This window comes from Streptomyces daqingensis, assembly GCF_014645895.1.
In the GTDB taxonomy this organism is placed as follows: Bacteria; Actinomycetota; Actinomycetes; order Streptomycetales; family Streptomycetaceae; genus Streptomyces; species Streptomyces daqingensis.
Genome location: NZ_BMMP01000009.1, coordinates 283,799 through 295,773 on the forward strand (window position 1 = coordinate 283,799; position 11,975 = coordinate 295,773).

An 11,975-nucleotide genomic window follows, 5' to 3' on the forward strand; every position below is an offset into this window, starting at 1 on the left:
CCGGTTCAGGCGCGGCGCTTCGCCCTGTACGTACGCATCTTCGCCCTGCTGCCGCACACCGCCATCGTGCACCAGCGGCCGCGGCCGGCCGGGCTGCGGTCGTAGAACACCCACAGGCAGTCGTGTGCCTCGCAGGCCTTGAGCCGACGCCACGAGCCGTCCGCCTCGGCGGTGGCGATGCCCGCGGCGATCTCGGCGGTCAGCGCGGCGGCCCCCGACAGGCCCCCGGCGGGGCCGAGCCGGGGGCGGCCCGACTCGTCCAGCGTCACCACGAGAGGTGCGGCCGCGAGCAGCCGTGCCAGTTTCGCCGCCGCCTCCTGCGGCATGTCCGTCCCGGTGTGCGCCAGGCAGGCCGCCCGCAGGGACTCCCTCAGTTCGCGGATCGCGCGCAGGTCCGCGTCTCCGGTCTCCTCCAGGCCGAGGCCCCGCAGGTCCTGGCGTTCCGCGAACTCCGCGACGCCGTCCGGGGTGGTCAGCGAGTCTTCGCCCGTCTCGACGTCGAGGGTGTTCACGAGCTCTTGCACCAGGACGAGTGTCTTCGGGGCTGAACGGTCCGTCACGCTTGCCAGATTACTGGCAAGGGGCCATCATCTGGTAACCGAAGAGCGTTACCGGATCATGGCATTAAGGGGTAACCACCATGGCGATCGCCACAATGCACTCGGTAGTTCTCGACTGCCCGGACCCGCGAAGGCTCGCCGAGTTCTACGCGCAGGTACTCGGGGGCAAGGTCGAACCCGGCGAAGAGAGCGACTGGGTGGACGTCACCGGCCCCGACGGGCACAAGCTCGCCTTCCAGGAGTCACCCGGGTTCATTCCGCCGCAGTGGCCCAGCCTGGAGCGGCCCCAGCAGCTTCACCTGGACCTGACCGTCCCCAGGGAGCGCATGGACCAGGCGGAACAGGAGGTCATCGCACTGGGTGCCCGGCTGATCCAGGGGGACGACGACGGGAAGCGAGGCTTCCGCGTCTACCTGGACCCTGCCGGGCACCCGTTCTGCCTGTGCGACGCGTAGGCCGGTCACCGGCCTGACCGCTGCCGGTACGCGATGCTGCCGCCGTCAGCCGACGGCGGCAGCATCGCATATCAGGGCTCAGCGGTCCGACGTGACCGTGACCTTCTCGTCGTTCTTCAGCTGCTGCATCAGCTTCTGGACCTTCGCCTTGTCCCACTGGAGCGAACCGGCGGGGGCGGGACCGGAGATCGGCATGTTCATGCGCTTGCCCTCGCCGCCGGAGACGTCCTTCATCGCGAAGAACATCGAGCCCAGGTTCCACAGGCTCATGTCCTCGTCGACGATCAGCGTGTCCAGGCCGGCACCCAGCGTCGGGTACAGCCGGAAGGGGTTGAGGATCGTCGATGGGGTCGCCGTCTGGCTGGCCAGCGCGGCCAGGAACTTCTGCTGGTTCTTGGTGCGCCCGAGGTCGCTGTCCCCGGTGCCCGCGTGGCGGTTGCGGACGAAGGAGAGGGCCTGCTTGCCGTCCAGGGTCTGCTTGCCCTTCTTGAAGTCGGCCCCGGAGTTCTTGTCCTTGATGTCCTGCGGGATGTTCATCTCCACGCCGCCGACCGAGTCGACGATCTTCGCGAAGCCGCCGAAGCCGATCTCCGCGTAGTGGTCGATCTTCAGGCCGGTGTTGTGCTCCACCGTGCGCACCAGCAGCGGGGCGCCGTCCTGCGCGTAGGCGGCGTTGAGTTTCGTCTGCTGCGTGTTGTTGAACTGCTTGCCCGACTCGGAGCCCTTGAACGGCGGGATCTCGACCCAGGAGTCACGCGGCAGCGAGATCAGCGTCGGGGCGCCGCTCCCGACGTGCAGGATCATCATCGAGTCGGTGCGCTTGCCCGCTGCCGAACCCGTGTGCAGGTCCTTCTTCTCCTGCGCGGAGAGGCCTTCCCGGCTGTCGGAACCGACGATCAGGTAATTGGTGCCGTCCCCGGTCTCCGGCCGGTCCTGGACGATGCTGAGGTCGACCTCGCGCTTCAGCTTCGAGTTCGCCCAGAAGTACGTGCCGACCGACCACACCAGCAGCACGACGACCAGCGATATGACCACCGTCTTGAAGCGCACGCGCCGGCGCCGGGGCGGCTCGTCGTACGGGGCGTAGCCGTCGCCACCGCCACCGCCGTACACCTGACCCGTGTTGTATCCGGAGTCGTAGTCGGTGTAGCCGTCCTCGTAGTAGCCCGGCTGTCTGCCGTAACCGGCGTCGTGGCCACCCCTCGCCTGGGGCGGCACGCCACCGTGGGCTCGCGGGCTGCCGTACCTGTCGCGGGAACCGTCGTTCCATCCACCGGGCCACTCATTCATGGACGGCAGTCTGCCTTGCGCCGCCCGGGTGAACACAGACCGGGTACCGCATCGGACCGAGGCTGTAGCCGTTCTGATGCAAACGTTCCACGACGGTCCCCGGGCCTCCGGTACCGCACCGGCACTTAGGGTAGAGGCCATGACCGACCAGGCCCACGCGGATCCGGGCGACCAGCCGGGCAAGCCCACCGCCGTCTCCCGGACCACGCTGTCCCACATCATGTCGGGCAACGAGACCAACCTCCTCGGCACCGTGCACGGCGGCGTGATCATGAAGCTGGTGGACGACGCCGCCGGAGCGGTCGCGGGCCGGCACTCCGAGGGGCCCGCGGTGACGGCCTCGATGGACGAGATGGTCTTCCTGGAGCCGGTGCGCGTGGGCGACCTCGTCCATGTGAAGGCCCAGGTGAACTGGACAGGCCGGTCGTCGATGGAGGTCGGCGTGCGGGTACTGGCCGAGCGCTGGAACGAGTCGACGCCCGCGAGCCACGTCGGCAGCGCCTACCTCGTCTTCGCCGCGGTCGACGAGGACGGCAGGCCGCGGCCCGTCGCGCAGGTGGTGCCCGAGTCCGAGCAGGACAAGAGGCGCTACCAGGAGGCCCAGATCCGGCGCACGCACCGTCTGGCGCGGCGCCGCGAGATCAAGGAGCTGCGCGCCCGCAGGACCGTGGAGTCCGGGGGCTAGTCCGCGTCGTTTGGATCTCCGTAGGCCCGCGACGCCGGCTACGGCACCTCGCTGCGTTGTCGGAGTCGCCTGAGTACTCCCCTGGCCTTCGGCATGGGGGACCCCGAGCACGAGGACGATCCCCCGCCTCGCGATGCACCGCATCCCGCGCCCCGGGCTGATCAACGAAGATCCGAACGACCCGCCCTGGTCCGGGGAGGGGCGCCGCCCCACGGAGCGGCGTGCGGGCCCCGGCAGTGCGGGCTCAGGAGCAGGAGGCCTGCTTGTCGCCCTTGACCGCGTCGCCCGCGGGCCGGGACGGTTCGGAGCTCGGGGCGGACGACTCGACGCGCACCCGCCGCACGGTGTGGTGCTTCCGCCCCACCGTGACCCGCATCACGGGCCCGCGTCCGGACTCCTCGACGAGCTTGGCGCCGGGCAGCGCCTTGGCCAGCGTCTTCGCCGAGCGGTCCCAGCGCGGGTCGTAGGCGATCCTCGTACGCGCGACGTCGCTGGCGGCGGCCGAGGTCGGCGTTCCCGTCGTGTCGAAACCGGTGCGGCCGAGTTCCGCCTCGACCTCGCGTGCGAGTCCTTCGCGGCCGGTGCCGTTCTCCACCTGCACGCGGATGCCGGACGGAGGGATGCGCACCGTCGCGGGGCGGTCCGCCTTCCCGGCCTGCTGCGAGTCGCCGTCGGCGCGCTCCGTCCTGCGGTGCTTCTGCTCCGTGAGGGGACGGTCCGCGCGCAGTGCGTCGAAGAGCCTCTTGGCCTTGCGCTCGTCCCACTTCACGGTCGACCCCAGCTTCGGCACGGTGAAGTCGGAGTCCTCGACGGGGACCGAGGCGAACTCGGACGACTCGGCAGTGAAGCGTCGCATGGCCCGGCCCAGTTCGAGCATCTGCTCCGTGCCCAGGCCGTCGTCCGCGCGTACGGACTCGAGGATCGCCGAGGAGACCTTCCTCAGCTTCACGGGGTTCATCAGCACGCCGCTGTCCGTCGCCTTCTCGATGACGGAGGCGAGGAAGCGCTGCTGGCGCTTCATCCGGCTCAGGTCCGAGCCGTCGCCGAGATGCCGGGCCCGCACGTACTGCAGGGCGCGGCCGCCGTCGAGGTTCGTGCGGCCCGCGGGCAGGTCCAGGCCGGAGTGGCTGTCCCTGAGCGCCTCGTCGGTGCACACGGGCACCCCGCCCAGGACGTCGACGGTGCGCATGAAGCTGGTGAAGTCGACTTCCAGGTAGTGGTCGATGTGGACGCCCGTCATGGCTTCGACCGTGCTGACCGTCAGATGCGCCCCGCCGTGCGCGTAGGCGGAGTTGAGCTTCGCCGGCACGGCGGCGTGCCGCTTGCCGGTCCCGGCGTCCGTGTGGGCCGGCAGCTTCGTGTACGAGTCGCGGGGGAGGCTGACGACGCTGGCGCGGTCGTGGCCGGCGGAGAGGTGCACCAGCATCAGAGTGTCCGTGCAGTCGCACGGGGCGCCTCCGAGACGGTACTTCTGCCGCTGCTCGTGCGAGAGCTTGTCGCGTCTGTCGGTGCCGACGACGAGGAAGTTGACACCTCCGGTGTCGCGGGGGCGGTCGGTCAGGCCGTGGAAGGGGTCGAGCCGGTTCACGTCCGCGTTGAGCCCGTTGACCATGACGTGGCCCACACCGCTCGCACCCAGCACCAGTACGGAGAGCGCTGTGGCGAGGCGCACACCCCAGCGGGGCCTTCGGCCGTCTTTGTGTGCATCCGCGCGCATCGCCATACCGTAGGGGGATACGACCGGCGGCTCCCGGTCACACGCCGCTCCGCGGTTCCGCGGCACTCTCCTGGCGTGCGGGGGCGTACGCCCGTTCGCGGTAACGTGAACGCGTGACTGATAGGACTTCCTCGACGAGCGCGGAGCTGCCGGCCGTCTCGGTGATCATGCCGGTTCTCAACGAGGAACGGCATCTCCGCAGCTCCGTGAAGCACATCCTCCAGCAGGACTACGACGGCGAGCTGGAGGTCGTCATCGCCCTCGGCCCCTCCACGGACCGTACGGACGAGATCGCGGCGGAGCTCGTGCGTCAGGACCCGAGAGTGCACACGGTCCCCAACCCCACGGGCCGTACGCCCGCGGCGCTGAACGCCGCCATCAAGGCGTCCGGACATCCGGTCGTGGTGCGCGTGGACGGCCACGGCATGCTCTCGCCGGGGTACATCTCCACGGCTGTGCGGCTCCTCGACGAGACCGGTGCGGCCAACGTCGGCGGGATCATGCACGCCGAGGGCGAGAACGACTGGGAGCGCGCCGTCGCCGCGGCGATGACGTCGAAGATCGGCGTGGGCAACGCCGCGTTCCATACGGGCGGGAAGGCCGGCGAGGCGGAGACCGTCTACCTGGGCGTCTTCCGGCGCTCGGTGCTTGAGCAACAGGGCGGCTACAACGAGGAGTTCATCCGGGCTCAGGACTGGGAGCTGAACTTCCGCATCCGCGGGGCGGGCGGCCGGATCTGGTTCTCGCCCGAGCTGAAGGTGACGTACCGTCCGCGGCCGAACGTGCGGGCGCTGGCCAAGCAGTACAAGAACTACGGACGTTGGCGCCACGTCGTCGCGCGCTACCACGCCGGGTCGATCAACCTGCGCTACCTCGCGCCGCCGGTCGCGTTGAGCGCCATCGCGGTGGGTACCGGCCTCGGGCTGGCCGGGTTCCCCTGGGGCTTCCTCGTGCCGGGCGGCTACCTGGCGGCGATCACCGCCGGTTCGCTGCCCGCGGGCAAGGGGCTTCCGCTGCGCAGCCGGGTGCAGATCCCCGTCGCGCTGGCCACGATGCACATGTCGTGGGGCTGGGGCTTCCTGACGAGCCCGCGGAAGCTGGCCCGCAAGGTCATCGCCTCGCGCCGGGAGCCCGTGCCGGCGCAGTGAGCCGCTGGGGCCGTACAGCGACGTAAGGGGCAGCCACCTGGGTGGCTGCCCCTTACTCGTCGCTCGGTCCGCTCGCCGCTCGCCCGTCCCGGAGACGGGGTGCCGCCGGCGTCACCACACGTACGACGGATTGACCTCCATGCAGGCCTTGTCGTCGTCGCCGCGCAGCGCGTCCGCGCTGTCGGGCGCCTTGTTCTCCTTCTTGCCGCCCGAGCCGCCGGCGTCCTTCGGGAACGTCGTACCGTCGCGCCAGTCACCGCCGATGACCAGCGTCACCTGCTCCACTCCGCTGGAGTGCTTCACGGCGCTCTCGGGCACGCCGAGCGCTTCGGCGACCGCGAGCGCGTCCCCGCGGTTCTTCTCCCGCGGGTAGCTGACCGTGGTGTCCGCCTGGGACCGGGGTGTCTGGTCGGCGGTGGCCTGGGCGAAGCCCTCACGGCCGAGCTGCTCGGAGATCACTCCCGCCCGTCCGGACACGGGTGCCTGCAATGCGCTGCCGGTGCCGTTCATGACGCGTACGGGGATCTGCGCCTTGGGGGCCGAAGGCTTGCTGGGCGGCGGGGACTTCGGCTTCTGCTTCTTCTTGTCCTTGCCGTCCAGCGCGATGTCGTTGCGGACGAGCGAGAACGTGTCGTCCGCGTCGCCCGGCTTGGGCACCACGTAGCCGCCCGGTGCGTACTTCCAGGGCATCGTCGCCATGGTGATGCGCTCGGTCGGAACCCGCTTGAGGTCGTTGCCGAGGTCGTAGAGCTTCTTGACGGTGCCGAGGCCCTCGTCCACCGTGAGCGCCTTCGTCGCCGCCTCGGCGAGGCCGCGCATCTTGCCGGGGTCGGTGAGCTTCGTGCCGGCCTTGAGCTGGCGGACCATCGAGTTCATGTACATGTGCTGGGCGCGGGCGCGGCCGATGTCGGACCCGTCGCCGAAGCCGTGGCGGGTACGCAGCCAGTGCAGGGCCTGCTCGCCCTTGACCACCGACTTGCCCTTCTTCAGGCGGAGTTTGGACTGCCGGTCGTACACGTTCTTGTCGACGCAGACCGGGACGCCGCCCACCGCGTCGGCCATCGAGACCACGCCGGCGAAGTCGATCATCATGAAGTGGTCGATCGGGATGCCCGTCAGCTCTTCCCACGTGGCGACGGTGCAGCCCGGACCGCCGTGCTGGAGGCTGCTGTTGATCTTGTCGGTGGTCTCCTGGTACACGTCACCGCTGTCCGGGTCGGTGCACTTGGGGATCGTCGCCTTGGTGTCGCGGGGCACCGAGATCACCGACATGTTGCTGCGGTCCGCGGAGACGTGCAGCAGCATCTGGACGTCGGCGAGCGGGGGGCGGTCACGGTCCCCGCGGGCCCCGCCGAGCTCGACGTTCTCCTTCGAGGACCTGGAGTCCGAGCCCAGCAGCAGGATGTTCATGGGGGTCTGCCCGGCGGCGTTGGGGTTGCTCTTGTCGAGCCTGTTGTCGCCGAGGTTCAGCAGGTCCTTGCTGAGGTTGCCGTTCAGGTGCTCGTAGTAGAAGTAGCCCGCGCCCGCGGTCGCGAGTATCAGAAGCGACAGGCAGATGCTGAACCAGCGCAGCACCCGTCTCTTCTTGCGTGGCTGACGGATCTCTCCGTCGTCGAACCCGTCGGAGTCCATCTTCATGCCGCCTGTCTGTACGTGCCCCTGTCGCTGTCGCGGCAGGCGGCCTCCCTCGTACGAAGCCTCGTCCCACCTGCGGTCACGCTCCGCGGACGCGCCGTCGTACATCTCCCGGCCGCCTCGGGTGCCGTTCTGCCGCACGGGACCTCCCGTTTCCGTTCCCACGCGGTGTGCGCCCCGGGCCCTGGATGGGGCCCGGGGGTCTCTACGTCACTTCGCGCAGATGTTCTTGTCGTTCGCCTTGACGTTCTGCACGCCGTCCGGCGCCTTCTCGGGCGCGGAGACGGGTTCGCCCGCCTTGGTGAAGTCCTTGCCCAACGTCAGCTGCATCGCCTCGCCGGCGCTCGAGCTCTCCTTCAGGGCCGACTTCGGCAGCCCCATCATGTCCGCGACGGTGGCCGCCTGGCCCGCCTGGTCAGGGGCGAACTCCAGCCGGGTCTTGGACAGTTGCGAAGGGGCGTTGCCGGCGTTGGTCGAGAGCCCCACGCCCTTCTGGTTCTGCATCCAGTCCACGGTCTCCTGGGCCGCGCCCACCGGGCCGCCGCCGTTGCGCACATCCACGCGGACCTGCGACGCCGGGACCTTCTTCGCCTTCGACGGCCCCTTCCCCTTGGAGCCCTTGCCCGTCTTCGTCAGCGACTTGTCCGCCTGCACCATCTTGAAGAGCGGGTTCGCCTTGGCCTCGTCGAGTATGACCGTTGCCGGGTCCTCAGGGTTGTCCACGACCGGGACCGTGGCGAAGGTGATGTTCTTGGGCTCCACCCGCTGCAGGTCCTTGGCGAGGTCGGTCAGCTTCCCGACGCTGCCGATGCCCGTGTCGACGGTCAGTGCCTTGGTCGCGGCGTTGGCCAGCGCGAAGAGCTTCGAGGGGTTGGTCAGCGTCCCCCCGGACTTCATCTTCCGGATCATCGAGCTGAGGAACTGCTGCTGCAGTTCGATCCGGCTCAGGTCGCTGCCGAAGCCGACGGACTTGCGGGTCCGTACGAAGGCGAGGGCCTGCTCGCCCTTGACGACGTGCCTGCCCGCCTTGAGGTTGAGGTGCGACTTGGGGTCGTTGATGTCCTTCGCGGCACAGACCTCGACGCCGCCGACGGCGGTCGACAGCTCCTTCACCGCGTTGAAGTCGGCCATCATGAAGTGGTTGATCTTGACGCCCGTCATCTTCTCGACGGTGCGCCAGGTGCAGCCCGGGTCGCGGCCGGACTGGCCGAGGCTGGTGTTGAACCGTACTTGCCGCTGCCCGGGGACGGTCTTCGTCGAGCCGTCCTGCTGCTTCGTCGGGCAGTCCGGAATGTCCGTGATCATGTCGCGCGGGATGGAGAGCGCGGTGGCGTTGGTGCGGTCCTTCGACACGTGGAAGAGGAACGTGGTGTCGGCGTGGCCGACGCTGGCGGCGTCGCCGTATCCGCCGTTGCCCTTGCCCTTACGGGAGTCGGTGCCGAGGACGAGTATGTTCACCGGCCCGTCGGTCACTGCCGCGTTGTTCTGGCCGACGTCGACCTTGTTGATGTTGCCGTTGAAATGGCTGTACAGGAAGTATCCGGCGGTTCCACCCGCGACCAGTATCAATCCCAGAGTTCCCGCGCTCCAGCGCAGGACCTTCTGCTTCCTGGTCAGGCCGGGTTTGCGCTTGCGGCGGCCTCCCGTCGCGGCGCGGTTCCCGGCAGGTGCGGGGGGCTCCGCGCGGCCACGGCGGCGCTGCGGGGGGACGTGTGCTTCCTCCCCGCGGCCGGGACTGCTTCTCTGACGTGGCGCGGTTGGGCGGCTGCTGCCGTACTGACTCCGGGAGTCGTCGGCAACGGGGTTCAGCCGCAGCGTGTAGCTGCCGGTGTCCGGGTCGAACACCCACTGATCCGCGGGATCGACATCTCCCGCGTGCCCACGGCCTTGCGCGTTCACGGTTGCGTAAGTCCTCCATTAGCCGCCTGGCATCGCCCTGACGGGTCGAACCGAAGCGGCCACACTATCCGCCCGGTTCGCTGTGGAGCGACGGCGGTGACGAATTCCATGAACTCGTAACTGGTCAATTCACCCTATTCTCAGCGCTGTCGCCGGTGCAGATGTCGTGTGCTGCTGTGGTCCCCCGGTAGACCGGCGGAGCCTTACCCTTCCCGTCGTCTTCCGTACGGGCCCGCGGTGCGGTCTCAGTCCGCACCGATGATCTGACGGCACTGCTCCGCGCATGGTTCCTCGCAGGACGTTCGGCCTGCCCGGAGGGTGCGGGAGCTGCGCGATCGGTCCTGCCCCCGCTGTCGCTGACCTGCACGGGGCGGTCCTCGCGGAGCTGGGCGAAGAGCTGCGCGGCCGCCGGCTGGACCAGTTCGTCGCGATTGCGGTCCCGGGAGTAAGACTGCCGGGGAACCGTCAGAAAGCGCACTTGGTCCTCGGAGATATCCCTTGCGCCGCGCGCGAGTTCGTACAGTTCACCGAGTGAATCGAGGCCCTCGTCCGCGGTGAGTGCGGAGGTCGCCGAGTGCACGACCGGATAGAGCTTTGCCGGATTCAGCAGGACACCGTTGCTGCGCACTTTCTTCACGAGGGATCCGAGGAACTGCTGCTGCCGGTGCATGCGGTCGGTGTCGCTGCCGTTTCCCAGTCCGTGTCTCGCCCGTACGAAGCCCAGGGCGTCCTCGCCGCCCAGTGTCTGGCGCCCGGCGGGCAGATCGAGCTTGGCGTCCCGGTCCCGGACGGCCCCGGGGAGACACACGTCGACGCCCCCGACCGTGTCGACGAGCGACTTGAAGCCCGCGAAGTCGACCACGAGGTGATGGTCCACTCGTACACCCGTCAGCTGCTCGACCGTACGGATAGTGCACGCGGCACCGCCGAACTGGAACGCCCAGTTGAACTGTCCGAACTGCGGCCTGGTGTGGGAGCCGTCCGCCTGGCGGCAGCCGGGCAGATCCACCATCAGATCGCGGGGAAGCGAGACTCCCGTCGCACTGTGCCGGTCGGCGGAGAGGTGCAGCAGGATCGCGGTGTCCGCGCGGGAGCTGCCTTCGTCGTGCCCGTAGGCGCTGTTGCTGCCCTTCCTGCTGTCCGAACCGAGCAGCAGGATGTTCTTCGCCTCACCGGCAGGCGCCGCGGGGCGCTCCGCGGCGTAGCGCTTGAGCTCCTTCGCGGTGCCGACGTCGGTGCGGATGTTGCCGTCGAGTCTCTCGTAGAGGGCCCAGCCGGCGCCGGCCACGCCCAGCACGGCGAAGGAGGCGCTCAGCGCCGCCCAGCGCAGCCATCGACGGCGGGATCGGGGGGCAGGACGTGCGGGGGTTCGGGAGAAGGAGGCGGGGACGGGCCGGCGGGGGTTCCGGGGGACGGGGCCGGCGGTGTGCCCGGAGTGTGTCGAAGCTGCTGTCCTCGCGGTGGCCGCGGTGCTGTTCTCGGTCGCTCTGTCCTCGTCTGGGCCGGGGTCGGTCACGTCTGCGTCATCCCTCGGGTCGGCGGCGCGTGCAGGGAGGCGTACAGGCGTGCGGGCGCCCCGTCACGTAGGCAGACACCCGAAGCCTGTGCAGAGTTGTACGCAAAGCTGATGATCGTGTTCTCCCCTGATCGTTGCTGATCACAGCCGATAAGGAAGAACAGGAGCGCCGAGGGCGGCAGACCGTTCAGCCGACGGTGTGGGTGACGCGTTCCTCCTCGCTCCGGCGCTGGAGCGTCGCGTCGTCGAGCTGGGCCGTGTTGCGGCAGAGGACGACGGAGCCGCCCGCCGCGAGTGGAGCAAGGAGGCCGGTGCTCAGCCCCTCCCAGCTGTCGAACGGACGAGTCGACAGCAGCCGCGACCCCTTGGACAGGCCCTTCGCGGCGGCGTCCTCCTCCGCCCGCTGCACCGTCTGCTCCCCGGTCAGTTCCTGCGTCTGCCCGACGGCGAGGAAGGGTGCGCCGGGGTCGACAGGGACGTACGGCATGAACTGGTCGCCCTGCCCGGGAACCTCGGCCGCGTAGTCGATGAAGCCCTCGGGTGTCTCCGGGAAGCGCGCGCCGAGCGGCCGGAGGCTGAGTGCGACCCGTTCGCCAGGGCACGCGCGGGCATCGTCCAGGGTCTCCGGGCCGCTGACGACGAGCGCGGCAGCCGACGGGTCGCCCTGCAGGTCGACGACGACTCCCGTGGCGGAGGCGGCGACCAGCCAGACGGCTGTCTGCCAGTGCGCCGGCATCAGCAGGGCCAGCCGGTCACCGGGCTCGGCGGCGAGGTCGTCCTGCAGGAGGTTCGCCGTCTTGGACACCCAATTGGCGAACGTCGCCACCGAGAGTTCGACGCGTTCACCTGTCGCGTCGTCGTAGTAGGTCACCAGGGGGCGGCCCGGATCCTCCGCGAGGGCGGAGTTCAGCAGGCCGGCGACGGTACGTACGGGAGCACTCACCCGGCAAGCGTACGTGTGGCGTTCCGCGTGCGACTGCGGGGGAGCGGCGCAAGTACACCCTGGGTCAGAGGTCGGACACAGGGTCAACAGCCGAACACTGTCCGAATAGACAGATTTGTAGGCATAT

At 69.4% G+C, this 11,975-nt stretch carries 10 protein-coding genes; 3 read left to right on the forward strand and 7 right to left on the reverse strand.

What is annotated here, in order from left to right:
• Positions 1-5: 5 nt before the first annotated feature.
• Positions 6-560: a CGNR zinc finger domain-containing protein gene (locus tag IEY56_RS15695; RefSeq protein WP_189037795.1), complete on the reverse strand. Its 555-nt coding sequence runs from the start codon at positions 558-560 to the stop codon at positions 6-8.
• Positions 561-640: 80 nt separating this feature from the next.
• On the opposite strand from IEY56_RS15695, the gene IEY56_RS15700 reads away from it, so the two are divergent.
• Positions 641-1,015: a VOC family protein gene (locus IEY56_RS15700; protein ID WP_189037796.1), complete on the forward strand. Its 375-nt coding sequence runs from the start codon at positions 641-643 to the stop codon at positions 1,013-1,015.
• 78 nt (positions 1,016-1,093) lie between these two features.
• On the opposite strand, the gene IEY56_RS15705 is transcribed toward IEY56_RS15700, so the two are convergent.
• Positions 1,094-2,305 carry an LCP family protein gene (locus tag IEY56_RS15705; RefSeq protein WP_189037797.1) on the reverse strand — a complete coding sequence of 404 codons (1,212 nt, stop codon included), beginning with the start codon at positions 2,303-2,305 and terminating at the stop codon, positions 1,094-1,096.
• A gap of 139 nt (positions 2,306-2,444) precedes the next feature.
• On the opposite strand from IEY56_RS15705, the gene IEY56_RS15710 reads away from it, so the two are divergent.
• Positions 2,445-2,990, forward strand: a complete 546-nt coding sequence (locus tag IEY56_RS15710; RefSeq protein ID WP_189037798.1) for an acyl-CoA thioesterase — start codon at positions 2,445-2,447, stop codon at positions 2,988-2,990.
• 244 nt (positions 2,991-3,234) lie between these two features.
• Here the strand turns inward: IEY56_RS15710 and IEY56_RS15715 are convergent, their stop codons facing one another.
• Entirely contained in the window at positions 3,235-4,707 is a 1,473-nt protein-coding gene (locus tag IEY56_RS15715; protein ID WP_229711922.1) for an LCP family protein, read from the reverse strand.
• 167 nt (positions 4,708-4,874) lie between these two features.
• Here IEY56_RS15715 and IEY56_RS15720 point away from each other — a divergent pair, with 167 nt between their 5' ends.
• Entirely contained in the window at positions 4,875-5,855 is a 981-nt protein-coding gene (locus IEY56_RS15720) for a glycosyltransferase family 2 protein (protein WP_189037851.1), read from the forward strand.
• 111 nt (positions 5,856-5,966) lie between these two features.
• On the opposite strand, the gene IEY56_RS15725 is transcribed toward IEY56_RS15720, so the two are convergent.
• The 4 genes from IEY56_RS15725 to IEY56_RS15740 all read right to left on the reverse strand — a co-directional run bounded on the left by IEY56_RS15725 (position 5,967) and on the right by IEY56_RS15740 (position 11,848).
• The gene (locus tag IEY56_RS15725) at positions 5,967-7,493 is read right to left on the reverse strand and encodes an LCP family protein (protein ID WP_229711923.1); all 1,527 of its coding nucleotides are present in this window, start codon (positions 7,491-7,493) and stop codon (positions 5,967-5,969) included.
• Positions 7,494-7,700: 207 nt separating this feature from the next.
• On the reverse strand, positions 7,701-9,389 hold the full coding sequence (locus IEY56_RS15730; protein ID WP_189037800.1) for an LCP family protein: 1,689 nt from the start codon (positions 9,387-9,389) through the stop codon (positions 7,701-7,703).
• 124 nt (positions 9,390-9,513) lie between these two features.
• Positions 9,514-10,905 (reverse strand): LCP family protein, encoded by a 1,392-nt coding sequence (locus IEY56_RS15735; RefSeq protein WP_189037801.1) that lies wholly within the window; start codon positions 10,903-10,905, stop codon positions 9,514-9,516.
• A gap of 187 nt (positions 10,906-11,092) precedes the next feature.
• A complete protein-coding gene (locus IEY56_RS15740; protein ID WP_189037802.1) occupies positions 11,093-11,848 on the reverse strand; it encodes a TIGR03089 family protein in 756 nt (251 codons plus the stop codon).
• Positions 11,849-11,975 lie beyond the last annotated feature (127 nt).

What these genes read in the sequence shown, in the direction of transcription:
- IEY56_RS15700 (WP_189037796.1), top strand. Translation starts at nt 641, where the DNA reads ATGGCGATCGCCACAATGCACTCGGTAGTTCTCGACTGCCCGGACCCG.
- IEY56_RS15705 (WP_189037797.1), bottom strand. Translation starts at nt 2,305, where the DNA reads ATGAATGAGTGGCCCGGTGGATGGAACGACGGTTCCCGCGACAGGTAC.
- IEY56_RS15710 (WP_189037798.1), top strand. Translation starts at nt 2,445, where the DNA reads ATGACCGACCAGGCCCACGCGGATCCGGGCGACCAGCCGGGCAAGCCC.
- IEY56_RS15715 (WP_229711922.1), bottom strand. Translation starts at nt 4,707, where the DNA reads ATGCGCGCGGATGCACACAAAGACGGCCGAAGGCCCCGCTGGGGTGTG.
- IEY56_RS15720 (WP_189037851.1), top strand. Translation starts at nt 4,875, where the DNA reads ATGCCGGTTCTCAACGAGGAACGGCATCTCCGCAGCTCCGTGAAGCAC.
- IEY56_RS15725 (WP_229711923.1), bottom strand. Translation starts at nt 7,493, where the DNA reads ATGAAGATGGACTCCGACGGGTTCGACGACGGAGAGATCCGTCAGCCA.